This window comes from Achromobacter sp. SD115, from assembly GCF_017355315.1.
In the GTDB taxonomy this organism is placed as follows: Bacteria; Pseudomonadota; Gammaproteobacteria; order Burkholderiales; family Burkholderiaceae_B; genus Achromobacter; species Achromobacter xylosoxidans_B.
In genome coordinates this window covers 79,618-105,947 of sequence record NZ_JADIJM010000015.1, presented here as the reverse complement: position 1 = coordinate 105,947, position 26,330 = coordinate 79,618, and the positions used below count along the sequence as shown (strand labels likewise).

The 26,330-nt window shown below is 66.1% G+C and carries 22 protein-coding genes; 8 read left to right on the top strand and 14 right to left on the bottom strand.

The features are described 5' to 3' along the window. The first annotated feature begins 8 nt into the window (after window positions 1-8). A complete protein-coding gene (locus tag IPU70_RS20760; RefSeq protein ID WP_013396697.1) occupies window positions 9-635 on the top strand; it encodes a pyridoxamine 5'-phosphate oxidase family protein in 627 nt (208 codons plus the stop codon). Between the two features lie 34 nt (window positions 636-669). Here the strand turns inward: IPU70_RS20760 and fmt are convergent, their stop codons facing one another. Beyond that, window positions 670-1,611, bottom strand: a complete 942-nt coding sequence (fmt, locus tag IPU70_RS20755; RefSeq protein ID WP_013396698.1) for a methionyl-tRNA formyltransferase — start codon at window positions 1,609-1,611, stop codon at window positions 670-672. A gap of 27 nt (window positions 1,612-1,638) precedes the next feature. After that, on the bottom strand, window positions 1,639-2,151 hold the full coding sequence (def, locus tag IPU70_RS20750; RefSeq protein ID WP_013396699.1) for a peptide deformylase: 513 nt from the start codon (window positions 2,149-2,151) through the stop codon (window positions 1,639-1,641). Between the two features lie 216 nt (window positions 2,152-2,367). Here def and dprA point away from each other — a divergent pair, with 216 nt between their 5' ends. The 3 genes from dprA (at window position 2,368) to IPU70_RS20735 (ending at window position 5,000) form a co-directional block, all read left to right on the top strand. Continuing rightward, a complete protein-coding gene (dprA, locus tag IPU70_RS20745; protein WP_207469891.1) occupies window positions 2,368-3,480 on the top strand; it encodes a DNA-processing protein DprA in 1,113 nt (370 codons plus the stop codon). Between the two features lie 129 nt (window positions 3,481-3,609). Beyond that, complete coding sequence (locus IPU70_RS20740; RefSeq protein ID WP_207469882.1) at window positions 3,610-4,518, top strand: hydroxymethylglutaryl-CoA lyase; 909 nt, start codon at window positions 3,610-3,612, stop codon at window positions 4,516-4,518. An 8-nt stretch (window positions 4,519-4,526) separates the two neighbouring features. Then, the gene (locus IPU70_RS20735) at window positions 4,527-5,000 is read left to right on the top strand and encodes a hypothetical protein (RefSeq protein ID WP_207469880.1); all 474 of its coding nucleotides are present in this window, start codon (window positions 4,527-4,529) and stop codon (window positions 4,998-5,000) included. Window positions 5,001-5,057: 57 nt separating this feature from the next. On the opposite strand, the gene IPU70_RS20730 is transcribed toward IPU70_RS20735, so the two are convergent. Further along, window positions 5,058-6,074, bottom strand: a complete 1,017-nt coding sequence (locus tag IPU70_RS20730; protein WP_013396703.1) for an amino acid ABC transporter substrate-binding protein — start codon at window positions 6,072-6,074, stop codon at window positions 5,058-5,060. Window positions 6,075-6,266: 192 nt separating this feature from the next. Next, window positions 6,267-7,508 (bottom strand): PLP-dependent aminotransferase family protein, encoded by a 1,242-nt coding sequence (locus IPU70_RS20725; protein ID WP_207469878.1) that lies wholly within the window; start codon window positions 7,506-7,508, stop codon window positions 6,267-6,269. 200 nt (window positions 7,509-7,708) lie between these two features. Between IPU70_RS20725 and IPU70_RS20720 the strand changes: the two genes are divergently transcribed. Further along, a complete protein-coding gene (locus IPU70_RS20720; protein ID WP_207469876.1) occupies window positions 7,709-8,428 on the top strand; it encodes a YggS family pyridoxal phosphate-dependent enzyme in 720 nt (239 codons plus the stop codon). A 127-nt stretch (window positions 8,429-8,555) separates the two neighbouring features. Beyond that, entirely contained in the window at window positions 8,556-9,524 is a 969-nt protein-coding gene (locus IPU70_RS20715; protein ID WP_207469873.1) for a tripartite tricarboxylate transporter substrate binding protein, read from the top strand. Window positions 9,525-9,601: 77 nt separating this feature from the next. On the opposite strand, the gene IPU70_RS20710 is transcribed toward IPU70_RS20715, so the two are convergent. Then, the gene (locus IPU70_RS20710; RefSeq protein WP_207469872.1) at window positions 9,602-13,561 is read right to left on the bottom strand and encodes an FAD/FMN-binding oxidoreductase; all 3,960 of its coding nucleotides are present in this window, start codon (window positions 13,559-13,561) and stop codon (window positions 9,602-9,604) included. Between the two features lie 132 nt (window positions 13,562-13,693). Beyond that, window positions 13,694-14,230, bottom strand: a complete 537-nt coding sequence (locus IPU70_RS20705) for a YqaA family protein (RefSeq protein WP_207469871.1) — start codon at window positions 14,228-14,230, stop codon at window positions 13,694-13,696. A gap of 35 nt (window positions 14,231-14,265) precedes the next feature. On the opposite strand from IPU70_RS20705, the gene ilvA reads away from it, so the two are divergent. Further along, a complete protein-coding gene (gene ilvA / locus IPU70_RS20700) occupies window positions 14,266-15,813 on the top strand; it encodes a threonine ammonia-lyase, biosynthetic (RefSeq protein ID WP_256439246.1) in 1,548 nt (515 codons plus the stop codon). Window positions 15,814-15,987: 174 nt separating this feature from the next. Here ilvA and IPU70_RS20695 read toward each other — a convergent pair whose 3' ends face one another. Together IPU70_RS20695 and IPU70_RS20690 are read right to left on the bottom strand one after the other, a co-directional pair. Next, a complete protein-coding gene (locus tag IPU70_RS20695) occupies window positions 15,988-17,100 on the bottom strand; it encodes a porin (protein WP_207469869.1) in 1,113 nt (370 codons plus the stop codon). A gap of 495 nt (window positions 17,101-17,595) precedes the next feature. Then, window positions 17,596-17,979, bottom strand: coding sequence for a DUF4148 domain-containing protein (locus IPU70_RS20690; protein ID WP_013396711.1), 384 nt, complete (start codon window positions 17,977-17,979; stop codon window positions 17,596-17,598). Window positions 17,980-18,362: 383 nt separating this feature from the next. On the opposite strand from IPU70_RS20690, the gene IPU70_RS20685 reads away from it, so the two are divergent. Then, window positions 18,363-19,253 (top strand): LysR family transcriptional regulator, encoded by an 891-nt coding sequence (locus tag IPU70_RS20685; protein ID WP_013396712.1) that lies wholly within the window; start codon window positions 18,363-18,365, stop codon window positions 19,251-19,253. A gap of 3 nt (window positions 19,254-19,256) precedes the next feature. On the opposite strand, the gene IPU70_RS20680 is transcribed toward IPU70_RS20685, so the two are convergent. Genes IPU70_RS20680 through IPU70_RS20655 form a run of 6 tightly spaced genes read right to left on the bottom strand, consistent with a single transcriptional unit; the run spans window position 19,257 to window position 26,234 of the window. Continuing rightward, window positions 19,257-19,811, bottom strand: a complete 555-nt coding sequence (locus tag IPU70_RS20680; protein WP_207469868.1) for an adenine phosphoribosyltransferase — start codon at window positions 19,809-19,811, stop codon at window positions 19,257-19,259. A 54-nt stretch (window positions 19,812-19,865) separates the two neighbouring features. Beyond that, window positions 19,866-21,569 (bottom strand): thiol reductant ABC exporter subunit CydC, encoded by a 1,704-nt coding sequence (gene cydC / locus IPU70_RS20675; protein WP_207469867.1) that lies wholly within the window; start codon window positions 21,567-21,569, stop codon window positions 19,866-19,868. Further along, window positions 21,566-23,353, bottom strand: a complete 1,788-nt coding sequence (gene cydD, locus IPU70_RS20670) for a thiol reductant ABC exporter subunit CydD (RefSeq protein ID WP_207469863.1) — start codon at window positions 23,351-23,353, stop codon at window positions 21,566-21,568. The genes cydC and cydD overlap by 4 nt, the downstream gene beginning before the upstream one ends. Beyond that, the gene (cydX, locus tag IPU70_RS20665; protein ID WP_042796116.1) at window positions 23,350-23,475 is read right to left on the bottom strand and encodes a cytochrome bd-I oxidase subunit CydX; all 126 of its coding nucleotides are present in this window, start codon (window positions 23,473-23,475) and stop codon (window positions 23,350-23,352) included. The genes cydD and cydX overlap by 4 nt, the downstream gene beginning before the upstream one ends. A gap of 16 nt (window positions 23,476-23,491) precedes the next feature. Further along, entirely contained in the window at window positions 23,492-24,646 is a 1,155-nt protein-coding gene (cydB, locus tag IPU70_RS20660) for a cytochrome d ubiquinol oxidase subunit II (protein ID WP_207469854.1), read from the bottom strand. A 13-nt stretch (window positions 24,647-24,659) separates the two neighbouring features. After that, window positions 24,660-26,234 carry a cytochrome ubiquinol oxidase subunit I gene (locus tag IPU70_RS20655; RefSeq protein ID WP_207469852.1) on the bottom strand — a complete coding sequence of 525 codons (1,575 nt, stop codon included), beginning with the start codon at window positions 26,232-26,234 and terminating at the stop codon, window positions 24,660-24,662. Between the last annotated feature and the right edge of the window lie 96 nt (window positions 26,235-26,330).

The window sequence follows — 26,330 nt, the reverse complement described above, 5'->3', positions numbered from 1 at the left end:
CCCCAGCCATGCACATCGATCCCGCCCATCTGGTCACCGACGCAGACGCCTTGCAGGCGTTGTATGGCGCGTCCGGCGAAGCCTCCCTCAAGAAGGAAGTGGATCACGTGCATCCGCACTACCGCGCCTTCATCGAGGCCGCGCCGTTCGCGGTGTTGGCGACCGCGGGCCCGGATGGGCTGGACGCCTCGCCGCGCGGCGATCCCGCCGGCTTCGTGGTGGTGGAGGACGACAAGACCCTGCTGCTGCCGGACCGCCGTGGCAACAACCGCATCGACAGCCTGCGCAACATCCTGGCCGATCCGCGGGTCGCGCTGCTGTTCCTGGTGCCGGGCGTGGGCGAGACCCTGCGAGTCAATGGTGCTGCGCGCATCAGCGTGGATCCTGCGCTGTTGGCGCGCTTTGAGATGGATGGCAAGCTGCCGCGCTCGGTGCTGATCGTGGACGTGCACACCGTGTACTTTCAGTGCTCGCGGGCCTTGCTGCGCTCCAAGCTGTGGGATCCGGCGACGCAAGTGCCGCGCAGCGCGCTGCCCAGCGTGGGCTGCATCCTGTCTGATCTGACGGCAGGCACCTTCGACGGCGTCACCTACGACCGCGAACTGCCGGCCCGCGTAGCCAGCACCTTGTATTGAAGGGCAATCCCGGGGCCGCCTGGCCCCGGCAGGTTCAGGCCGGCTGCCAGCCGCGCGCGAACACATCCACGGGCTGGCGCTTGCCGCCCGCCTTCTGCAATTCCAGCAAGCGCAGCACGCCGCTGCCAGTGGCGATGTCGATACCTGTGGTGTCGACCCGCAGCACGCTGCCGGGCGCGGCCGTGGTGGCCTCATCCAGCGCCTGCGCGCGCCAGACCTTCACCGGATCGGCCAGGCCGGGCAGGCGGATGCTGGCGCCCGGCACGGGGTTGAAGGCGCGCACGCGGCGCGCCAGCAGTCCGGCGGGCTGGGTGCAGTCGAGGGCGCCTTCGGCCTTGTCGAGCTTGGCGGCATAGGTCACGCCGGCCTCGGGCTGCTTGCGCGGCGTCAGGCCGCCCTGGGCCAGGGCGGCCAACGCTTCAACGATGGCCTCGCCGCCCGCCAGCGCCAGCGCATCGTGCAGCTCGGCCGCGGTGGTATCGCCGCCGATCGGCACCACGCGTTCCAGCAGCATGTCGCCGGTATCCAGGCCCTGGTCCATCTGCATGATGGTCACGCCGGTCTGGGCGTCGCCGGCTTCGATGGCGCGCTGGATGGGCGCGGCGCCGCGCCAGCGCGGCAACAGGCTGGCATGAATGTTCAGGCAACCCAGGCGCGGCAGATCCAGCACCCACTGCGGCAGGATCAGGCCATAGGCCGCCACCACCATCACGTCAGGCGCCACGCGCTGCAGCAGGGCCTGCGCCTCGCTGGCCTCTTCGGGATAACGGCCGTCCAGGCGCAGGCTGCGCGGCTGGGCGACTTCGATGCCGGCTTCCAGCGCCGCCTGCTTGACGGGGCTGGGCGTCAGCTTCAGCCCGCGCCCGGCCGGACGGTCGGGCTGGGTCATGACCAGCGGGATCTCGTGGCCGGCGGCGCGCAAGGCGTCAAAGGCGATACGGGCGAATTCCGGCGTGCCGGCAAAGACTAGGCGCATGGAAAGAAGACCGGGAAATGAAAAAAATCAAGCACGCAGCGCTTCGCGCTCGGCCTTCTTCAGCCTGGTCTTGATGCGGTTCTGCTTCAGGCTGGACAGGTATTCCACGAACACCTTGCCCTCCAGATGGTCCAGTTCGTGCTGTACGCACACGGCCAGCAGGCCGTCGGCCTCGAACTCGAAGGGCTTGCCGTCCACGTCCAGCGCCTTGCAGCGGATGCGGGACGCGCGCTCGACGTCGTCATAGACGCCGGGCACCGACAGGCAACCTTCTTCGTAGATCTTGTAGTCGTCGCTGTGCCACGTGATCTCGGGATTGATCAGGACCAGCAACTGGTTGCTGTCCTCGGACACGTCGATCACGACGACGCGCTCATGCACGTCGACCTGAGTCGCGGCCAAGCCCACGCCCGGCGCGTCGTACATGGTTTCAGCCATGTCGCGCACCAGTTGGCGGATGCGGTCGTCGACCTCGGCGACCGGCTTGGCCTTTTTGTGCAGGCGCGGGTCGGGGTAACGAAGAATAGGAAGTAAAGCCATTGCGGGGGAATTGCCAGTAGTCAGGTTTACATAAGAGTTTAATTCATTAGACTCTTGATTTCTAATAGTTTTCGGCTAATTCCAGGATTGGCCGGATTGCCATATACCCTGGGGTTCCCGCCCGCGCCGCGCCGCAAATCGGTCCCCCCGGGTCCCGCGCCCGCGCGCGCCGCATGCGACACTCTCGCCCCATCGACGCCCTTACGCGCCTGCCCCATGCCGCTCACGCAATCCCCTTCCGAACTGGCCGCCTGGCTGCGCCTGTCCCTGGAGCCGAACATCGGCTCCGCCACCGCCTGCACGCTGCTGGGCGCGCTCGGCCTGCCGGAACAGATCTACGCCCAACGCGCCACAGCCTTGTCGCGCCATCTGCCCGAGGCGCTGGCCCGGCAACTGGCCGCCCCCATGCCGCAAGAAATGGCGGCGCAGGTTGAAAGCGCGCTGGAATGGGTCGCCGCACCCGGGCGGCACATCCTGACGCTAGCCGATCCCACTTATCCGCAAAGCCTGCTCACCATCGCCGATCCGCCCATCCTGCTCTATGTGGCAGGCGATCCGGCATTCCTGCAGGGGCCGTCGCTGGCCGTGGTGGGCGCACGCAACGCCACGCCCGGCGGCCAGGAGAACGCCCGCGCCTTTGCGCGCCATCTGGCCGGGCATGGCTGGCGCGTGGTCAGCGGGCTGGCTCTGGGCATCGACGGCGCGGCGCATGAAGGCGCGCTGGACGCCGGTCCCACGGGTGCCGGCACGGTGGCGGTCATGGGCACCGGTATCGACCGCATCTACCCTGCCAAGCATCGCGACCTGGCGCACCGCATCGCGGCGCACGGCGCGCTGGTGTCGGAACTGCCTCTGGGTACCGGCGCGCTGCCGCAGCACTTCCCCAAGCGCAACCGCATCGTGGCGGGCCTGGCCCGGGGCGTGCTGGTGGTGGAAGCCGCCCGCCAGAGCGGATCGCTGATCACGGCCCGGCTGGCCGCCGAGGGCGGACGCGAGGTCTTCGCCATTCCCGGATCCATCCATTCGCCGCTTTCGCGCGGCTGCCATGCGCTGATCCGCCAGGGCGCCAAGCTGGTGGAAACCGCCAGGGACATCACCGATGAACTGGGCGGCGATCCCGTGCCTGCCGCGCGCGCCCAGCCCGCCACGGAGGAAACCTTGCCTGACCACCCCGTGCTCGACGCGCTGGGCTACGATCCGCTGCATCTGGACGCGATCCTGGCCCGCAGCGGCATGGACACCGCCGAACTGCAGGCGCAGCTGCTCGAACTGGAGCTGCAAGGCCGCGTCGTCCGACTGGACGACGGCCGTTATCAACGGCTGAAATAGGGCCGTTCCCCCAACGCAGTTGTCCTTCGCCTTGCCCGCAAAACGGCGTCTGTCCTATGGCGCTAATATTGTGCAGATAGCGACGCCGCCCGGCCGCGCCGCTCACCCCCTCTCGATACAGGAAGAGACATGGCTTTGCCCTCCCGCGTAAAGATCGTCGAGGTGTCGCCCCGCGATGGCCTGCAGAACGAAAAGGAATTCGTGCCCACCGACATCAAGGTGGAGCTGGTCAACCGCCTGGCCGCCGCAGGCTTCCCCAATGTGGAAGCCGCCTCGTTCGTATCGCCCAAGTGGGTGCCGCAAATGGCCGATGGCGCCGAAGTCATGGCCCGCATCGAGCGCCGCCCCGGCACCATCTATTCGGTGCTGACGCCCAACATGAAGGGCTTCGAGGGCGCGCTGGCCGCCGGCGCCGACGAGATCGTGATCTTCGGCGCCGCCAGCGAGGCTTTCTCGCAAAAGAACATCAACTGTTCCATCGCCGAATCGATCACGCGCTTCGAGCCGGTGGTAGAAGCCGCGCGCGCCGCCGGCATCCGCGTGCGCGGCAGCATCAGCTGCGCGCTGGGCTGTCCCTACCAGGGCGAAGTGCCGGTGGAATCGGTGGTGGACGTGGCGCAGCGCTACCTGGCGATGCAGGTCGACGAGATCGACGTGGCCGACACCATCGGCGTGGGCACGCCCAAGCGCGTGCGCGAAGTGATGACAGCGGTGACGCGCGTGGCCGATCCCGCGCGCATTTCCGGCCACTTCCATGACACCTACGGGCAGGCGCTGGCCAATATCCTGGCAGCGCTGGAAACCGGTATCTCGATTTTCCACACCTCAGTAGCCGGCCTGGGCGGCTGCCCCTACGCCAAGGGCGCCACCGGCAACGTCGCCACCGAAGACGTGCTGTACATGCTGCGCGGCCTAGACATCGACACCGGCGTGGACTTCGACGCCGTGGTCGATATCGGCCAGTGGATGTCGGGCCACCTGAACCGCAAGGGTTCCAGCCGCGCCGGCAACGCCATCGCAGCCAAACGGGCGGCATGACGGACCGCATGAACGCTTCCGCCGGCACGCCCTCCGCCGAGGACCACGCGGCGCTGCTGCGCGCCATCGGCCCGCTGCCCTTGTCGGGCCAGGCTTGGCCCGACTGGGTCCGCATCCTGACCTGGGTCATCCTGGCGGTACTGGGCGTGCAGGTGGTCACCACCGCCATCCGCGCGCCTTCGCAACCCTTCGACACCTTGCTGGCCGCCGTGGTGGCGCTGTGCTTCCTGGGATTGCTGTTCGTGTCCTGGCACATGCAGACGTCGATCACCACCATCGACGAACGCGGCCTGCGCCAGACCTGGTTCACGCGCCGCGAAGTCGCCTGGGAAGACGTGCGCTACGCGCGCTTCGTGCCGATGCTGTTCTCCAAGCGCCTGGTGGTGTTCACGCACCGCGGCCGGCCGATGATCTTTCAAGGCGGCACGCGGGAATTGCGCACCGCGTTCGTAAAGATCGCCGAACTGTACCGGCGCGGCTAGCGCCCTGGGGTTCCGCGCGCTGGCAATCGATGGCCGGGTGCGCGCAATCCATTCTCGTCAGCGGATCGGCAACGCGTACATCAGCCCGCCCTGCGTCCATTGCGCATTCAGGCCGCGCTTGATCTTCAAGGGGCTGCCCTGGCCCACGTTGCGCTCAAAGCTCTCGCCGTAGTTGCCCACCTGCTTGACGATGTTGTAGGCCCATTTCTCGTCCAACCCCAGATTGGCGCCGCCGCCGGGCGTGACGCCCAGGATGCGCTTGATGTTGGGATTGGCGCTCTTGGCCTGTTCGTCCACGTTGGCGGACGACACGCCGTACTCCTCGGCCTCGATCATGGCCGACAGCGACCAGCGCACGATGTTCAGCCAGGCATCATCGCCCTGGCGCACGAACGGACCCAGCGGTTCCTTGGAGATGATCTCGGGCAGCACCACGTAGTCGTCGGGGTTCTGCAGCTTGGAAATTCGGATCGAGGCCAGGCCCGAGGCGTCGGTGCTGAAGACGTCGCAACGGCCCGCGGCAAAGGCGTTGACCACCTCGTTGAAGGTCTCGATCACGACCGGCTTGTAGCTCACGTTGTTGGCGCGCGCCCAATCGGCCAGCGTGTTTTCGTTGGACGTGCCGGTCTGCAGGCAAATGGTGGCGCCGTTGATTTCCTTGGCGCTCTTCACGCCCAGGGACTTGGGCACCAGGAAGCCCTGGCCGTCGTAGAAGTTGATGCCGGCGTGGATGATGCCCAGCGCGGTGTCGCGCTGCTGCGTGACGGTGGTGTTGCGCGTCAGCACGTCCACCTCGCCGGATTGCAGGGCAGTGAAACGCTGCTGCGAATTCAGCGGCACCACCTTGATCTTGTTGGCGTCGCCGAAGACCGCGGCGGCGATGGCGCGGCACAGGTCCACGTCCAGCCCCTGCCACTTGCCTTGCGCGTCGGGCGCGGAAAAGCCCGCGAAGCCCGTGGTCGTGCCGCAAGCCACGGCGCCGCGCTGGCGCACCACGTCCAATGTGGCCGCTTGCGCGCCCTGCGCCGCTGCCGCCAGCAACGCCGCGCCGATCAACCCTTTTGCAATGTTCATGACCTCGTTTCCTGTTCTGCTTTGCGGGCGCGGGGACGCGCCGAGGCAAGAAGCTTATAGACATGAAGCGCTCGAACCAAATAACAAGCGCTTATTTAGGTATGCGCGTCCCGGCGCGCAAGCGCCAGGGCGGACAGGCAAAAAGCATAGCAACAGGCAAGGCGGCGGCGGATGCGCGCCGTCAAGCCGGCATCAGGCGGCCAGCGAGATCGACACCGGCTCGTTGGCTTCGCATGCGTCCAGCGCGCGGCCCAGCCGCACCATGCCCTGGGCGATCTGGCTTTCGTTCATGGTGGCGAACGACATGCGCATGGCGTGCAGGTCGGCCTGCGCCGCGTCGGCATAGAAGGCCTTGCCCGGCACGTAGACGACCTCGTGCTCGATGGCGTAGGGCAAGAGGCGGGTGGCGTCGATGTCGCCCGTCAGGCGGGCCCAGAAGAACATGCCGCCTTCGGGCTTGCTGAAAGTGACGCGGCCGTTGAGTTCGCGGGCCAGTGATTCGGCCATGGCGTCGCAGCGCAGGCCGTAGGCCGCGCGGATGCGCGGCACATGTTCGCCGTAGCGGCCGTTGGCCAGGTACTGGGCCACGACTTCCTGGATCCAGGCGGACGAGGCCATGTCGTCGGCGGCCTTGGCGCTGACGCAGCGGCGGCGGACTTCGGGCGGCGCCACCAGCCAGCCGATGCGCAGCGCGGGCGCCATGGTCTTGGACATGCTTGCCAGGTACACGGCCCAGTGGCGGGCTTCGCCTTCGGCCAGCGCGGCGATGGGCGGTACTGCCTCGCCGGCAAAGCGCAGCTCGCTGTAGGGGTCGTCCTCGACGATCAGGAAGCGATGCTTGACCGCCAGTTCCAGCAGCCGCAAGCGGCGCTCGCGCGTCAGGGTCGCGCCGCAGGGATTGGAGAACGATGCCACCACGCAGACCATCTTGGGCTTGATGCGGCCGGCCAGTTCGTCCAGCGCGTCTACGTCGATGCCCTCGGGGCCCGACTGCACCGTATGCACCGTTGCGCCGGTGTAACGCAGCGCCTGCACGGAATTCGGAAACGCGGGCGACTCGATGATGGCGTGGTCGCCGGGCTGCAACATGACGCGGGTCAGCAGCGCCAGGGCCTGCTGCGAACCGCCGGTCACGACCAGCTCGGTATCGGCGTTGCAAATCAGGCCGCGTTCCGCGGACAGGCGCGCCAATTCGTGGCGCAGGCTGGCCTGGCCGTCGATGTTGGAATACTGCAGGCAGGCGCCCAGGCGGGCCAGCACCTGGGTCGATGCGATCGACAGGCCGTCCACGTCGAACAGTTCCTGCGCCGGGTAGCCGCCCGCCAGCGAAATGGTGCCGGGACGCATGGCGTACGGCATGAGCGATCGGATGGGGGAAGCGGGAGGATTCAGGAAAGGCGTGGCGAAAGCGTATTCAGGCGCTGCGGTGGACATGGCGGGAGACTGTGTAGGTGGGAAACCGTGACGCCCGCTGGGGCGGCGCCGGGATGGCATAGAACATTGAAATATAAACAAATATCTTCAAATTCTAAGCCTGCCGATTACACAGGGTCAACGACGCGCGCAGGCACTGTGGCGAAACGATCCTGCGCAGTCCTACACTATGGGACATCCCGTTCCTACCAGAGAGCTGAATGACCGCCGTAGACACCATGGCCGGGCGCCTTGCCCAGATCCAGCAACGCATCGCCGCCGCCTGCGCGCGCGCCGGCCGCAGCCCGGACAGCGTGACGCTGCTGCCCGTCAGCAAGACCTTCGGCGTGGATGCCATCCGCGAGGCCATGGCGCTGGGGCTGACCCGCTACGGCGAAAACAAGACGCAGGAAATCCGCCAGAAGGCCGCGGCGCTGGACGGCCTGGGCCTGCAATGGGTGCTGATCGGCCATCTGCAAACCAACAAGGCCCGCGACGCCGCGCGCGACGCGGCCGAGGTCCAGTCGCTCGACCGGGTGGAGCTGGCCGAAGCCCTGCATCGCCGCCTGGCCAACGAAGGCCGGACCCTGGACGTGCTGGTGCAGGTCAAGACCTCGTCCGAGCCGAGCAAGTACGGCATGGATCCCGCGGACGTGGCCGCTTTCCTGCACCGCATCGCCACCGACTTCCCGACGCTGCGCATGCAGGGCCTGATGACGCTGGCCGTGAATTCGCCGGATGCCGCCGAAGTGCGCGCCTGCTTCCGCGCCCTGCGCGAGCTGCGCGACCGGCTGCGCCAGGAAAACCTGCCCGGCGTGTCGCTGGACCGGCTGTCCATGGGCATGAGCGGAGACTTCGAGCTGGCGATCGAGGAAGGCTCCACCGAAGTGCGCATCGGCTCGGCGATCTTCGGCGCCCGCAGCTACCCGGACCCGCAATAAGCCGCTGAAAACAAGGCGCAAAACATCCGCCTATTGCCGGGGACGCAAGGCATAATAACGGCGCATAACAGGCCCCCGCGCACCCGCGGCGCCGGCCCATACTCAATTCCGCACTTGGAGACACCCCATGCATAAGCACGCGAAGCGCCTGTTGGCGCTAGCCGCCCTGTCCCTGGCCGCAGGCGCGGCCTCCGCCCAATCCTGGCCCGCCCAGCCGATCCGCTGGATCGTGCCCTACCCGGCCGGCGGCGGCGCCGACGTGGTGGCGCGCACCGTCGCAGGCGGCATGGAAAAGCCGCTGGGCCAGACCATCGTGGTCGAGAACCGTCCCGGCGCCGCCACCATCATCGGCGCCACCGCCGTGGCCCAAGCCGAACCCACTGGCTACATGGTGGGCACCGCGGACTCGGGCACGCTGGCCTTCAATCCGTCGCTGTACGCCAAGCTGTCCTACGATCCGTCCAAGTTCACCTATATCGGCGGCATTGCCAAGTTCCCGCTGCTGCTGGCCGTCAACGTCAACTCGCCGTTCAAGACGGTGGACGACGTGATCCAGGCCGCCAAGAAAGAGCCGGGCAAGCTGTCGGCGGCCTCCGCCGGCGCGGGCTCGCCGCACCACCTGGCGCTGGAACTGTTCAAGCAGCGCACCGGTGCCAACCTGCTGCACGTGCCCTACAAGGGCGCGGCCCCCGCCATCCAGGACCTGCTGGGCGGACAGGTGGACGTGATGTTCATCGACTTGGCCGCGGGCCTGCCCAACGTCAAGGCCGGCAAGCTGCGCGTCCTGGCCGCGGCTACCCCGGAACGCGTCGCCGCGCTGCCGGACGCGCCCACCATGGCCGAGCAAGGCGTGCCCAACTTCACCGCCTATGCCTGGCAGGGCCTGATCGGCCCGGGCGGCCTGCCGGAGCCGGTCGTCAAGAAGCTGGCGGCCGAACTGGACGCCACGCTGAAGTCGCCCGCCGTGTCGCAGAAGATGCTGGACATGGGCGTGATCCCGATGCCGCTGTCGGCGCAGGAGTTCAAGGCCTACGCCGAGCAAGAACGCACCGCCTGGGCGGACGTGATCAAGAAGGCCGGCATCAAGCTGGAGTAATCCCTCCGGCGCATTGCCACAAGTAAAAAAACCGCGGCCATTGCTGGCCGCGGTTTTTTTTGGCTGCGCGTACCGGCTTAGACCAGCACCCGCTCGATGCCGCCCGCGTTGGCGCGGCGCACGTACTCTTCCATCCAGCCTTCGCCCAGGATGTGGCGCGCCATCTCGACCACGATGTAGTCGGCGTCCATGCCGGTGTCGCCCTCATAGCGCGACAGGCCTTGCAGGCACGACGGGCACGAGGTCAGCACCTTCACATCGCCGGTGAAGCCGTCGCTGCGCAGCTCGGCATCGCCCTTGAGCAGTTCTTCCTGCTTGCGGAAGCGCACCTGCGTGGAGATGTCGGGGCGGCTGACGGCCAGGGTGCCCGATTCGCCGCAGCAGCGGTCGCTCTTGATGGCGTCGTCGCCGACCAGGGCGCGCACCGTCTTCATGGGCTCCTGCAGCTTCATGGGCGTGTGGCAGGGGTCGTGGTACATGTAGCGCACGCCCTTGGCCCCTTCTAGCTTGATGCCCTTTTCCAGCAGGTATTCGTGGATGTCGATCAGGCGGCAGCCCGGGAAGATCTTGTCGAACTCGTAGCCGGCCAGCTGGTCGTAGCAGGTGCCGCAGCTGACCACCACCGTCTTGATGTCCAGGTAGTTCAGCGTGTTGGCGACGCGGTGGAACAGCACCCGGTTGTCGGTGATGATCTGCTCGGCCTTGTCCGTCATGCCGTTGCCACGCTGGGGATAGCCGCAGCACAGGTACCCCGGCGGCAGCACGGTCTGCACGCCCGCATGCCACAGCATGGCTTGCGTAGCCAGGCCCACCTGCGAGAACAGGCGTTCCGAACCGCAGCCCGGGAAGTAGAACACCGCTTCCGTGTCGGCCGTGGTGGCCTTGGGATCGCGGATGATGGGCACGTAGTTCGCGTCCTCGATGTCCAGCAACTTGCGCGCCGCCTGCTTGGGCAGCCCGCCGGGCATCTTCTTGTTCACGAAGTGCACCACCTGCTCGCGCAGCGGCGGCTTGCCCACCGTCGCCGGCGGCGCGGCGGTCTGCTTCTTCACCAGGCCCGACAGCAGGTCGTGCGCGGCGCGCTGGACCTTGTAGCCCACGCCCACCATCGCCTTGCGAGTGGCGTTGATGGTGGCCGGATCCTTGGCGTTCAGGAAGAACATGGCGCTGGCCGTGCCCGGATTGAACGACTTGCGGCCCATGCGGCGCAGCACGGCGCGCATGTTCATGGACACGTCGCCGAAGTCGATGTCGACCGGACAGGGGTTGTAGCACTTGTGGCAGACGGTGCAATGGTCGGCCACGTCCTCGAACTCTTCCCAGTGCTTGAGGCTGACGCCACGGCGGGTCTGCTCTTCGTAGAGGAAGGCTTCCACCAACAGCGAAGTGGCCAGGATCTTGTTGCGCGGCGAGTACAGCAGGTTGGCGCGCGGCACGTGGGTGGCGCACACCGGCTTGCATTTGCCGCAGCGCAAACAGTCCTTGATGGATTCCGAAATCGCGCCGATGTCGCTTTGCTGCATGATCAGCGACTCGTGGCCCATCAGGTTGAAGCTGGGCGTCCAGGCGTGGCGCAGGTCCGCGCCGGGCATCAGTTTGCCGGCGTTGAAGTGGCCGTTGGGATCAACGCGGCGCTTGTAGTCCTGGAACGGCGCCAGCTCGGCTTCGGTCAGGAATTCGTACTTGGTCAGGCCGATGCCGTGCTCGCCCGAGATCACGCCGTCCAGGTCGCGGGCGATCTGCATGATGCGCTCGACGGCCTGGTGGGCCTCCTGCAGCATCTCGTAGTCGTCCGAGTTGACCGGGATGTTGGTGTGCACGTTGCCGTCGCCGGCGTGCATGTGCAGCGCCACGAAGACGCGGCTCTTGAGCACGCGGCCGTGGATGGCGACCAGTTCGTCGACGATCTTCTTGTAGGCCGCGCCCGAGAAGGTGCGCTGCAGGCCAGCCAGCACTTCGGTCTTCCAGGACAGGCGGATGGTGCGATCCTGCACCACGTCGAAGACGCACGCGCCCGGCTGCGCCGCAAGGCGGTCCGACAGCGCCGGCTGCAATTCGCCCAGGCCCAGGCCATGCAGCTCGGGCAGCGCCTGCATCAGCGGCAGGTCCAGGTTGTCCAGCAGCCACTGCCAGCGCTGCCTGACGGCGGCCAGCAGCTCGAGCGCCTGGCGCGTACGCTCGACCAGCATTTCGGCGCGGGTGGTCTCGACGTCCGTGTCGTCGATCTTGCCGACGGGCAACGGCGTGCACAGATAGGCGTCCAGCTCGCCCAGCAGCTTGAGCTTGTTGCGGGTCGAGAGCTCGATGTTGATGCGTTCGATGTGATCCGTGTATTCGCCCATGCGGGGCAGCGGGATCACCACGTCTTCGTTGATCTTGAAGGCGTTGGTGTGGCGCGCGATGGCGGCGGTGCGCGAGCGGTCCAGCCAGAACTTCTTGCGCGCCTCGGGGCTGACGGCCACGAAGCCTTCGCCATGGCGCGTGTTGGCCAGGCGCACCACTTCACTCGACGCCGCGGCCACGGCGTCTTCGTCGTCGCCGACGATGTCGCCGATCAGGACCATCTTGGGCAGCACGCCGCGCTTGCTCTTGGTGGCGTAGCCCACCGCGCGCAGATAGCGTTCATCCAGGTGCTCAAGCCCCGCCAGGATGGCGCCGCGGGCGCGGCCTTCGCCGTCCAGGTAGCCCTTGACCTCGACGATCGACGGAATCGCGTCGCGCGCCTGGCCGAAGAACTCCATACAGACCGTCCGCGTGTAGCGCGGCATGCGGTGCAGCACCCAGCGCGCCGACGTGATCAGGCCGTCGCAGCCTTCCTTCTGGATGCCGGGCAGGCCGGCCAGGAACTTGTCCGTGACGTCCTTGCCCAGGCCTTCCTTGCGGAATACGCGGCCCTGGATTTCCAGGGTTTCGGTCTTCAGCAGGCGCTCGCCCGGCTTGCCGCGGCCGTCGAACCACTTGAGCTCGAAGCGCGCCACGTCCACGTCATGGATCTTGCCCATATTGTGGTCCAGGCGGCTGACTTCCAGCCAGTTGCCGTTCGGGTCGACCATGCGCCACCAGGCCAGGTTGTCCAGCGCGGTGCCCCACAGCACGGCCTTCTTGCCGCCCGCGTTCATGGCGATGTTGCCGCCCACGCAGGAAGCTTCAGCCGAGGTCGGATCGACGGCGAACACGAAGCCGGCCGCCTCGGCGGCCTCGGAGACGCGCTTAGTCACCACGCCGGCGCCGGCATGGATGACCGCCACGGGCTCGGTCAGCCCGGGCAGCAAACAGGACTCGACCTTGCCGAGCTTGTCGAATTTCTCGGTGTTGATCACCGCCGACTTCCAGGTCAGCGGAATGGCGCCGCCGGTATAGCCGGTGCCGCCGCCTCGCGGAATGATGGTCAGCCCCAGCTCGATACAGGCGGTGACCAGCGCCGCGATCTCGTCTTCCGTGTCCGGCGTCAGCACCACGAAGGGGTATTCCACGCGCCAGTCGGTGGCATCGGTCACGTGCGAGACGCGCGACAGGCCGTCGAACTTGATGTTGTCGCGCGCGGTGATGCGGCCCAGCACCTTCTGCGCCTGCTTGCGCATCATGGCGGTCTGGTCGAACTCGCCCTCGAACGCGGCGATGGCGGAACGCGCCCGCGCCAGCAGGCCGACGACCTTCTCGTCGCGATGCGGATCATGGCCGGCCTCGGCGGGCACATCCGGTTCGCGACGGCGGTCGATTTCGCCCAGGCGGTGATGCAGGGCTTCGATGAGCTGCTTGCGGCGCTTGGGGTTGTCGAGCAGGTCGTCCTGCAGATAGGGATTGCGGCGCACCACCCAGATGTCGCCCAGCACTTCGTACAGCATCCGGGCGGAACGGCCGGTGCGGCGCTCGCCGCGCAGGTCGCTCAGCAGGCTCCAGGCGTCGTCGCCCAACAACCGGCCGACAATCTCGCGGTCGGAAAACGACGTGTAGTTGTACGGGATTTCGCGCAAGCGCGCGGGTACTGCGGGCGGCATCGCCCCGTTCAAGATGTGGCTGGCGAGTGGGGCGTTCATGGCTGCGAGAGGGGGCCCTTAAAAAACTATTTTATGCCATTGGCCGAGTCTGACCCCTAATACCCCTAGGGACGCGCTCGAAACCCGGAAATGGCGGGGATGGTGCGTCCCCGATTAATTGCAATATCGGCGCTAGACCTGGCCGGGAAAGAACCACAGCAGGCTGGCGGTCATGACCAGATAGCGCAGGAATTTGCCGATGGCCATGTAGAACACGCAGGGCCAGAACGACAGCCGCAGCCACCCCGCCACCGCGCACAGCGGATCGCCCACGGCAGGCAGCCAGGACAGCAACAGGGCGGGCGGCCCCATGCGGTGGATCCAGTCATGAGCCCGCTCGTTCCAGCGTCCGCGCATGCGTCCGCCTTCGGTCGCGTCGGGATGCGGATGGGGGTGGTGTTCCTTCCAGCGCTGCACGGCGCGTTCAGCGCCCAGGCCCATGGCGTAGCTGATGGCGCCGCCCACGGTATTGCCCAGGGTCGCCACCAGGATGGCCGGCCAGAACATATCTGGCGCCAGCTTGATGTAGCCGAATACGGCCGGTTCCGAACCCAGGGGCAGCAGGGTCGCGGACACCAGCGAAACCGTGAAGATCGCGGACAGGCCCACCGAAGGCAGCGCCAGCAACCCCAGCATCCAATGCACTGCGGATAACAGACTTTCTTCCATAGTGGGGCGAGTGTAGCCGCGCGCGGGTGCATAATCTGCCCCACCTCCCTACTTCTTGCCGCCAGCCGCAGGCCATGTCCACTGATTATCTGAAACGCATCCTGACTTCCAAGGTTTACGACGTCGCGGTCGAATCTCCGCTGGAGACGGCGCCGCTGCTGTCGCAGCGGATTTCGAACACGGTGCTGCTCAAGCGCGAGGATACCCAGGCGGTGTTCAGCTTCAAGCTGCGCGGGGCATACAACAAGATGGCCAACCTGCCCCCGGCCGCTCTCAACCGCGGCGTCATCGCGGCCTCGGCGGGCAATCACGCCCAGGGCGTTGCGCTGGCGGCCAGCCGGCTAGGGTGCCGCGCCGTCATTGTCATGCCTACCACCAGCCCGCAGGTCAAGATCGACGCGGTGCGCCGCCTGGGCGGCGAAGTCGTGCTGGCGGGCGAGAGCTTTTCCGACGCCTATGCGCATGCGCAGATCCTGGAAAAGAAAGAGAAGCTGACCTTCGTCCACCCCTTCGACGATCCCGACGTGATCGCCGGCCAGGGTACCGTGGGCATGGAGATCCTGCGCCAGCATCCCGGCCCGATCGACGCCATCTTCGTCGCCATCGGCGGCGGCGGGCTGATCGCCGGCGTGGCTACCTACATCAAGCAGCTGCGCCCGGAAATCAAGATCATCGGCGTGCAGACGGAGGACTCGGACGCCATGCTGCGCAGCGTGCGCGCAGGCCGCCGCGTGCAGTTGAACGACGTGGGCCTGTTCTCGGACGGCACGGCGGTCAAGATGGTGGGCGCCGAAACCTTCAAGCTCACGCGCCAGTATGTAGACGACTTCGTGGTGGTCAACACCGACGCGATTTGCGCGGCCATCAAGGACGTGTTCCAGGACACGCGCAGCGTGCTGGAGCCGGCCGGCGCGATGGCGGTCGCCGGCGCCAAGCAGTATGCGGCCGAACACCATCTGAAGGGCAAGACGCTGGTGGCGATCGCCTGCGGCGCCAACATGAACTTCGACCGCCTGCGCTTCGTGTCCGAACGCGCCGAAGTCGGCGAAATGCGCGAAGCCGTGTTCGCCGTCACCATGCCGGAGCAGCGCGGCAGCTTCCGCCGTTTCTGTGAACTGGTGGGCGAGCGCAGCGTCACCGAGTTCAACTACCGCATCTCCGACGCGGACCGCGCGCACGTCTTCGTCGGCATCCAGGTATCGTCGGCGTCCGAGCCCGACAAGATCGCGGCCAACTTCCGCCGCCATGGCTTTGACACGCTGGACCTGACCCACGACGAAATGGCCAAGACCCACCTGCGCCACATGGTGGGCGGACGTTCGGCGCTGGCGCGCAACGAACTGTTGTACCGCTTCGAATTTCCGGAACGCCCGGGCGCGCTGATGCGCTTTCTCAACGCCATGAATCCGGACTGGAACATCAGCCTGTTCCATTACCGCAACCAGGGTGCGGATTACGGCCGCATCCTGATCGGCATCCAGGTGCCGCCTGCCGATAAGAAGCAGTTCCGCAGCTTCGTGGCGGAACTGGGCTATCCCCACTGGAACGAGACCGACAACCCGGCCTACAAGCTGTTCCTCTAAATCCACGCCCTTCACACGGGCGCCTAAAAAAACGAGAGGGCCTCCTTGCGGAGGCCCTTCCCTTCCCTGCTCAAGAAACGTCCGGCGACAACCAGTCGCGGGGGTTCGCTGTCACTCGGCGGCCCACGGAGATGAGCCGCGCATTCAGCAAGGTCTTGCCGGGCGTCCTATCGCTTAGAAACGGTGACGCACACCGACGGCGACTGCCGTGTCGGTCGCATCGCGCTGGAACGCGTAGTTGTCGCCGTAGGAGGCGTACGCGTACAGGTTGGTGCGCTTGGTGAAGTCGTAGGTGTAGCCCAGGCTGTAGACGTTGAACGTCGCGTCGTCGCCCGTCAGCTTGTCGTTGCTGGCGGTGGCGCGCTGCCACGAACCGAAGACCGAGTGGCGGCCCAGCGGCACGGTGGCGCCGATCATGTACGAATTGGCGCGGAAGCCGTCAGCCAGCTTGAACGTACCCAGGTTCTGCATGCCAGCGGGCGTGGTGCCCATGTTCTGGCCGACGAACCAGCCGTCGCGGGTCTGGCCGAATGCCGCCGCAACCTTCACGACCTCGAAGTCATACGAACCGCCCAGGATGTATTCCTGGATGCGGGCTTCGGACTTGCCGCCGGTCTGGCCATTGGATGGGTTGAAGCGGTCATACGCCGCGGCCAGGTTCAACGGGCCGTTGACGTACTGCACACCCGCGGTCAGCACGCGGTTGTTGTTGCCGGTCTGGAAGCCGGTCTGCGAGGTGTCGCTGACCGCGTCATCGGCGCTGAACGAGTAGCCGATGCCCGCCTTGAAGCCACCCATGCTGGGGGTCTGGTACAGGACCATATTGTCCAGGCGCATGGTGTTGGCGCTGCCGAACGTGGTACCCATGTTGGCGGTGTTGTAGCTGATCGAGAACGGGTCGATCGAGCCGAAGTACTTCGAAGCCAGGTTGGTCTGGCGGCCGAATTCCAGACGGCCCCAGGTATCGCTGTCCAGGCCCACGGTGGCCTGGCGGCCCCACAGGCGGCCGTTTTGCAGCGACTTGCCATTCATGGGGCCGAAACCGCCTTCCAGGGTGAACACGGCGCGCAGGCCGTCGCCCAGATCTTCAGTGCCGCGCAGGCCGAAACGCGAGCCGCTGCTCACGCCTTGCACGCCGCCGAAGCGGCTTTGCGAATTGCCGTCGAACTTGACCTTCTCGTAGCCTATACCGGCGTCGATCAAGCCGTACAGCGTCACGGAATCTGCGGCTTGCGCAGCGCCGGCAAAACCAGCCAGCAGCGCGACAGCCAATAGCGTCTTCTTCATATAAGTCCCCAAAATGGCGAGATGAAAGGCAAACCGCAAACCCACCGCGCACAGGGCCGGGAATCTGCGTGCCGCTGCGTACAAGTTAGCGGCGCATGCACTGGAGTCAGTGTCCAGCCTGCGCCAATTCGAAGTAACCCGGATTTCGAAGAACTACTTTCCATGGTTGGGATAATGACGGCCTACTTACCAGCTGCTCTCTTTGGAAACCTGCGTTAACACGTTGATATCAAATGCGAATCACAGCTCGCAAAATATCGGACGCGCCAGGGATATTCTGCTGCCGGGCCCAGAAGACCAACAAGAGTTGTTGATTGGCCCGCACAATTCTGATGCGGAAACGCGACACTATCGGCAGTGGGCGCGCGCACGCATCCGCCCTGCGTAGAAAAAAAGCCCCTCGGCATTGAACCGATCCCCGGAAGTTGGAAGAAATCCAACCTCCAGCGGTCAGTCCAGATCGAGGGGCTTTTTATCCTTTGCCAGCAGGACGGCTTAGCGGCCTTGGGGCGGGTAGTCCAATTCGCCAAAGGTGTACTCGCCGCGGGCCTTGGCCTCGGCCAGTTCCTGGCGGACTTGTTCGCGGGTCTTGCCGGCGGTTTGCGACACGGCGGCCTTGGGCGGATAGTCCAGTTCGGCCGAGGTCACCTGGCCGGCGGCCTTGGCGCTTTGCAGCTCTTGCTGGACTTGCTCACGCGTCAGGCTGGTGCGCTCGACGGCGGCAGGCGGGTAGTCCAGTTCACCAAACGTGACCTGGCCGGCGGCCTTGGCGGCTTGCAGTTCCTGTTGGACCTGTTCACGCGTCTTGCCATCTGCGTGAGCGGCGGACATACCCACCAGCGTTGCGGTAACCATGAGTGCGGTAGCTAGGGCTTTCATTGCGATGACTCCATCCTAAACCTTGCACATCGTCTTCTGCCAGGCTGGCAGGTGCGATATGACAATTTGATTGCTGGGACGAAGTATCTGGCGATTGGGACTTAGTAAAAACCCTTATTTTGGGGAACATATTTGCATGAATGGGACAATTACTGCTCGCCACCCTCAGAATCTGCGCATTTTCTGCACACCATGGAACGCGATCATGCAACGGCAAGTCATGCCTCCATTCAGCCGCAAGCAAGCTGGGTAACGGAAGATGTGCGATTGATCTGGTAGATGCACCGTTCAGCGCAGGGAAATAGACATTTCTACTGGCGGGACAATGATTCCATTTATCATACAAATCTGCCAGAAATGGAATTTTGAACTTCGAGGGCCTCATGGATATCCAGCTTAACGACATCGCTCTGTTTGTCGAAGTCGCCAAGCGCAAGAACTTCAGCCATGCGGCCGAAGCCTTGAATATTCCGACGTCCACGCTCTCGCGCCGCGTCAGTGAACTGGAACGCAGCATCGGCATGCGGCTGCTCAACCGCAGCACGCGCAAGATCGACCTGACCGAGGCCGGCGCCATCTATTTCGAGCGCTGCCGGCATATCGTGGAAGAAGCGCGCATCGCGCACGATCAGCTGCTGGACATGGCGGTGCAGCCCAAGGGACGCCTGCGCATCTCGCTGCCCACCAGCCTGGCGCAGTTGTTCCTGCCGGCCGTCATCAGCGAATTCCGCGAGCAGCACCCGGACATCGAATGCGACTTCGATCTGAGCATGCGGCCGATCGACCCCATCAGCAATCCGTTCGACCTGATCCTGCGCTTCGGCCAGCAGCCGGACTCCAGCCTGATCTCGCGCAAGATCGTGCTGATGGCCCACCAGCTATATGCCTCGCCCGAGTACCTGGCGCGCCACGGCGAGCCTCGCGTGCCGGCGGATCTCAGCCATCACGAATGCCTGCGCCCCACCATGCGTGAGGAGTCATCCTTCTGGATGCTGCATTCGGGCGACAAGGTGGAACGGGTGCAAGTGTCGGGGCGACTTTCGGCCAACAACGTCGGCATGCTCGGACGGCTGGCCGGTCAAGGCCTGGGCATCACGCCGCTGCTGGTCTTCGACGCGATGGAACGCGCCATCAAGCAGGCAGGCCTGGTGCGGGTGCTGCCGGAGTGGAGCCTGACGCCCCTGCCGCTCTTCGCGCTGCTGCCTTCGCGCATGCTGCCGGCCAAGACCAAGGCGTTCCTGGACTTTATCCAGCCGCGCCTGTCGGACGCTTAGTTACTACGCGGTGGTGTCGGCGCTGTATTGACAGACGGTGTAGAGCGGCGTGCCGGTCGCGGCGACCTTCGCGGAGCCGCCCAGGTCGGGCAGGTCGATGATGGCGGCCGCCTCAACCACGTTGGCGCCCAGGCGCTGCAGCAGCTTGATGGCGGCCAACATGGTGCCGCCAGTGGCGATCAGATCGTCCACCAGCAGGACGCGCTGGCCGGTGCGCACGGAATCCGTGTGCATTTCGACCGACGCGTTGCCGTACTCCAGCGAATATTCCTCGGCCACGGTGCGGAACGGCAGCTTGCCCTTCTTGCGCACGGGTACGAAACCCAAATTGAGTTCATAAGCCAGCACGCTGCCCACGATGAAGCCGCGCGCGTCCACGCCGGCCACCAGGTCCAGGCGTTGGCGCATGTAGCGGTAGACGAAAAGATCGATCAGCACCCGGAACGCGCGCGGATCCTGCAGCACGGGCGTGATGTCGCGAAATATGACACCGGGTTGGGGCCAGTCTGGAACGCTGCGGATGGTGCGCCGGATGTACTCGGCGTTGTCGGTCTGCATGGAAGACGGCCCTGAAGAATTGAAGCAAGGCGAACTATAACCTCGCAACCGCGCTTAAGCCAGGATTGCCGTCCCCGATGACCATTCACATTCCTGTAGCCGGCCGCCTTGCAGGACATAGCGGCGATCGACCGCCCCGGGGGGCAAGGCCGCGTGGCTGGCAAGCACCACGGCGCGCCCGCCCACGGCGCCTGCCAGGTCGGTGAAGAATGCCGTTTCGGCCTCGCCATCCAGGCCTGCGGTCGGCTCGTCCAGCACGATCACTGCCGCGGGTGACAGCAGCGCGCGCGCCAGGCACAGGCGGCGCGCCTGCCCGGCCGACAACTGCGAACCCGTCTCGCCCGCCCAGGTATCCAGGCCATCGGGCAGGCCGCGCACAAAATCGCCCAGCCTCGCGGCATCCAGCGCGCGCCACAAGGCGGCATCATCCGCGCCGGGATCCCCGATGAGCAGGTTGGTGCGCAAGGTCCCCAGGAATACCGGCGCGTCTTGCGACAACAGCGCGATGCGCCGGTGCCAATCGGCCTGCGCACAGGCGCGCGCGTCGCAGCCGCCGAAACGCACCTGTCCCGCCTGTGGATCCTCCAGGCGCAGGAGCAGGTGCAACAAGGTCGACTTGCCCGCGCCGCTCGGCCCCACGATGGCGATCCGCTCACCGGGCGCCACGCGCAAGGTGACGCCGTCCAGCACCAGCGGGCTGGGAGCAGCCCCTCGGGCGGGATAGGCAAAGCGCACGCCATCCAGCTCCAGCGCGCCACCGTCGGGCAAGGCGCGAGGCGCGGACGGATCCTGCATGTCAGGCTCGCATTGCGTGACTTCGCGGATGCGCGCCGCCGCCGATATGGCCGAACCCATGCGCGATGCCCCGCGCATGATCGGGCCGGCCACTTCGAAGATTCCGATGACCGCCAGCAACAGCCCGGCGAGCACCGGGCCTTCTATCCGCCCCGCTTCCAGCGTGTCCAGGCCGAACCAGAGCAAGGCCAGCACCGAGGCGCTGGCGGCGGCCTGCAGGAAGAACTGCCCGCGTACCGCCACCCGCGCCTGACTGCGGCGGGCCAGCGCGCTGGCCTGGCACAGGCGCTCGAAATGCGCAGCCGTCTGCGCCTGCGCATGCAGGGCCACCATGTCCGCGTGTCCATCCACCGCGTCCAGCGTCGCGGCGCGCAACCCCGCCGCGCTCTCCTGGGCCGCCGCGCCCGGCTTGCGCGCGGCGCGCAGCAGCCATAAAGGCACCAGCACGCAGGCCACCAGCAAGGCCAGCGCCAGCGCCAGCGCAGCAGCGGGCACCCACAGCCCCAGCACCACCGTCAGCACCGTGCCCGCCAGCACGGCGGTAATCAAGGGCGCCAGCACGAACAGGAAAACCGTATCCAGCGCGTCCACGTCGCCGGTCATGCGCGCCACCAGATCGCCGTCGCGATAGCGCGCCAGTTGCCGCGGCGTGAGCCGGATCAGCGCCGAAAACACCTTCGCGCGCAGGTCCGCCAACAGGCGCAGCGTGGCGGAATGGCCGACCACCCGGTCAGCGTAGCGCGCCGCGATGCGCAGGAACGACAAGCCTCGCACCAGCGCCGACGGCGCAAACAGATTGAACGCGCCGCCCGCCCCCGCCAGCGCCGCGCCGGTCAGGAACCAGCCCGACACGCCCAGCAGGCCCACGCCTGCGGCCACGGTAGCCAGCGCACAGAACAATGCGAGCAAAAGCCCGCTTTTACGGCGTGCATACAGCGGCAGGAGCAACAACAGATTCTTCATGCGTCTTCCACTTTTCCGCCGGCCACGCGCAGGGTCCGGCCCAGTCGCGCCGCCACTGCCGGCGCATGCGTTACCAACAGCAAGCTGCGGCCGGCGGCGAATTCCAGGATCTCGTCCAGCACGCGCGCCTGCGTAGCCTCGTCCAGATGCGCCGTGGGTTCATCCAGCAGGATCAACCCCGGATCGCGCAGGAACAGACGCGCCAGCGCGACGCGCTGCGCCTGGCCGCCGGACAGGCCGTGCCCGCGGCCGCCCAAGGGTGTTGCCAGCCCTTGCGGCAAGGCCTCACTGAACTCCAGCACACAGGCGCGGCGCGCGGCGGCCTGCACTTCGGCATCGGTAGCGTCGGGGCGACCCAGACGGATGTTGTCGGCGATGGAGCCGGTCAGCAGCTGCGGCTTCTGACCGATCAGCGCCACGCGCTGGCGCAACGCCGCCTCGTCCCATTCAGGCAGAGGCAGGCCGTCGATGCGGATGTCCCCCTGGAACGGACGCAGGCGTGCGATCGCCTCGATCAGCGAGGATTTGCCAATGCCGCTGGGTCCCATCAGCGCGGCGTGCTCGCCCGGCGCCAGCGTCAGACAGGCGTCCGAAAGCACCGCCAGGCTGCGGCCCGGCGCGTCCAGATTCAAGCCTGCGATGGCAAGGGCGGCGCCTGAGCCAGGGCGCCCGGGAACGCGTCCTGGGCCTGCGGCGGCCTCAGCAAGATTGCGCGGGCCAGATCCGCCGCCAGCCTGGCCATCGGCTTCTTGCGGCAGGCCATCGAACAGCAGCGCTATTTGCGACACCGCCGCCAACGCGGCCGCGCGGTCGTGATAATGCGCTGCGAACTGGCGCAGCGGCGCATAGACCTCCGGCGCCATCAACAGACAGAACAACCCGGCCTGCAAGGTCAACGGCGACCAGCGCAGGTCCAGGAATCCCAGATAGGTCAATCCGATGTAGACCGCCACCCCGGCCACGCCCAGCGCCGCAAAAAACTCCAGTACCGCCGATGAAAGAAAGGCAATGCGCAGCACCGACATCGTGCGCTGGCGTAGCGCGTCGCTGGCCGCCACGACCGACGCTGCCTCAGCTTCGGCGCGGCCGTATAGCTTCAGGGTGGACAGGCCGCGCAGCCGGTCGGCGAAAAATCCCGACAAGCGGGCGAAGGCGCGCAGGTGCCTGCGGCTGGCGCCCTGGGCGCCCCAGCCGACCAAGGCCATGAACAGGGGTATCAGCGGCGCGGTGATCAGCAGGACCAGTCCGGCGATCACGTCCATGGGCAACAACACCACGGAAAACGCGACCGGCAGCATGGCGGCCGCGGCCATGGCGGGTAGGTACTTGGCAAAGAACCCGTCCAGCGCTTCGACCTGATCCACCACTGCGCTGGCCAGCTCCCCGGACGCCTGCCCCCGGCTCCAATAGGGACCTTTTTGCACCAGGCGCCTGAAGAGCGATAGCCGCACATGGCGCTTGATGCGCTCGGCCGCGTCCGCGCCGGCGCGCTCGCCCGCCCAGGTGATGCAGGCGCGCAGCAGCATCAGCCCGGCTATGACCAGGATGTCGCCGAGCAGTTCTTGCCGCGGTACTTGCCTGACGATGGCCGCATCGAGCACGCTGGCCAGCAGCCAGGCTTGGACGACCAGCAAGACGCCGCTCAACAGGGGCGCGGCGCCCGCCAGCATCAGCGGTAGCCTGGCCGCCTTGGCGAGCGCCATCAACCACCGCGACTGTGCGCGCGGCGGTTTGTCCAGGGTTGCCGAGGGATCGTGCTCGAGGCTGCTAGTGCCGCCGCTCACTCGTCGTTGCGGCTGGCGCGCGGGTCATGCGTATGCCCCTCGCGCAGCTCGAACCACATTGCATTGAGAATGGCGAAGGCGCACGCCAGGCCCAGACCGAGTATCCACGAGAAATACCACATGGTGGAGGCTCCTTTTTCAGTATGAGTTGGGCGTGTCGCCCACCGATTCGTGGGTGACCTTGCCGCGCATGACGCGGTACACCCAGGAGGTGTAGACCGTGATGAGCGGCAGGAAGATGGCGACCGCGATCACCATGATCCACAACGTCAAGTGGCTGGAAGAACCGTCCCAGATAGTCAGGCCCGCTTTCGGATTGGACGACGAAGGCATGATGAACGGGAACAGCGAAAAGCCCACCGTCAGAATCACGCCGGCGATCGAGATCGCGGATGCCAGGAACGAGAGCACGTTGGCGCGCACGGTCAGCAGCAATGCCACCAACAAGGCGCCGCCCACGCCCAGCGCGGGCGCGATCCACATCAGCGGCCACTTGGCGTAGTTGGCCATCCAGGCGCCGTTCTGCACCGTCACCGCCTTGAGCATCGGGTCGGACGGGCCGGCCACGTCCACCGCGCTGGTGATGACATGGCCGCCAACACCGCCCGCCACCCAGAAGCCGCCCGCCGCGAACAGCGCCGCAGTCAGCAAGGCACACAGCCGGCCCCAGTTGCGGGCACGCGACGAGATCGGGTCTTCCGTGCGCCAGGCCAGCAACACGGCGCCGTGCATGGCCAGCATCACCACGCTGAGCACGCCGGCCAAGAGCGCGAACGGCATGAACAGCTGGTAGAAATGCCCTTCATAGATCGGACGCAGGGTCACCGGATCGAAGGTGAACGGCACGCCCAGGATGATGTTGCCCATGGCCACGCCGAACACCAGCGAAGCCACCACGCCCGAGAAACAGAGCACGCCGTCCCAGCGGTTGCGCCAGCTGGTACCTTCCATCTTGCTGCGGTACTTGAAACCCACCGGCCGCAGAATCAGCGCGATCAGCACCAGCATCATCGCCAGGTAGAACCCGGAGAACGAAGCCGCATACAGCAGTGGCCAGGCGGCGAAAATGGCGCCCCCCGCCGTGATGAGCCAGACCTGGTTGCCTTCCCAGACCGGCCCCACCACGTTGATCACCACGCGGCGTTCGATGTCGGTCTTGGCGACCACGGGCAGCAGCGCGGCCACGCCCAGGTCGAAGCCGTCCATGACGGCGAAGCCGATGAGCAAGGCGCCCAAGAGCACCCACCAGACCACGCGCAGCGTGCCGTAGTCGAAAGGAATAAGAGTATCCATCGCTGTCTCTCCCTCAGGCTCGCACGGCGGCGCGCACAGGATCGGCCGCGGCGGCGCCTGGCGCCGGTCCGTCGGATTTCGGTCCCGCCTTCACGGCGTGCAGCATCACCTTCACGCCGATGATCAGCAGCACCGTGTACAGCACCAGGAATATCGTCAGGCTGATGGCCAGGTCGACGATGGTCAGGCCGGAAGCCGCGTAGTAGGTCGGCAGCACGCCTTCGATCACCCAAGGTTGGCGGCCGTATTCGGCCACGAACCAGCCGCTTTCGATTGCGACCCAAGGCAGCGGCAGGCTCCACAGCGCCACCTTGAGCAGGCCGCGCCGGCTGTCCAGCCGCCCGCGCGAGGCCAGCCAGAAAGCCACGCCGAAGAACAGGATCAGGTACATGCCCACCGCCACCATGATGCGGAACGCCCAGAACAGCGGCGCCACGTTGGGCACGGTATCGACGGCGGCCTTCTTGATGTCGTCTTCGGTGACCTTGCTCATGTCGGGCTGATAGCGCTTGACCAGCAGCGCGTAGCCCAGGTCGGGCCAGGTCTTGTCGAAGACCATGCGCGCATCCACATCCTTGGGATTGGCGCGGATCTTCTGCAGCGCTTCATAGGCCACCATGCCATCGCGGATGCGGTTTTCGGCGCGCCGGATCAGGTCGTCGATGCCCAGCAGCGGCGTGGTGAGCGAACGCGTGCCGATGATGCCCATGACGTAGGGAATCTCGATCGCGAAATCGTTCTTGCGCTCGGCCTGGTTGGGAATGGCGATCAGGTTGAAGGACGCGGGGGCCGGCTCGGTATGCCACATGGACTCGATGGCCGCGATCTTCATCTTCTGGTGTTCAGTGGTGAGGTAGCCGCTTTCGTCTCCCAGCACCACGACCGACAGCGCCGAGGCCAGGCCGAAGCTGGCGGCAACCGCCATCGAGCGCTTGGCCAGGTCGATATGGCGGCCCTTTAGCAGATACCAGGCGCTGATCGACATGACGAACATGGCGCCCGCGACGTAGCCCGCGCTGACCGTATGCACGAACTTGGCCTGGGCCACGGGGTTGAAGACCACCGCGGCGAAATCGGTCATCTCCATGCGCATGGTGTCGGGATTGAAGATCGAGCCCACCGGATTCTGCATCCAGCCATTGGCGATCAGGATCCACAGCGCCGAGAAGTTGGTGCCGAATGCCACCAGCCAGGTCACCACCAGGTGGCTGACCTTGGACATGCGGTTCCAGCCGAAGAAGAACAGGCCGACGAAGGTGGCTTCCAGGAAGAAGGCCATCAGCCCTTCGAGCGCCAGCGGCGCGCCGAAGATATCGCCCACGTAATGGCTGTAGTAAGACCAGTTCATGCCGAACTGGAACTCCATCACGACGCCGGTGGCGACGCCCAAGGCGAAGTTGATGCCGAAGAGCGTGCCCCAGAACATGGTCATCCGCTTCCAGATGGGGCGGCCGGTCATGACGTACACGCTTTCCATGATGGCCAGGATGAACGACAGGCCGAGCGTGAGGGGGACGAAAAGGAAGTGGTAGAGCGCGGTCGCGGCAAACTGGAATCGCGACAGATTTACGACGTCGAGATCAATCATTGGGTCGCTCCCAAGCAGTTGAGGTGCCGCGGCAACCGGCATGGTTCCCAGGCCGTCTCTCGCGCCATGTTACGAGCGTTGCATACAACTTCATAG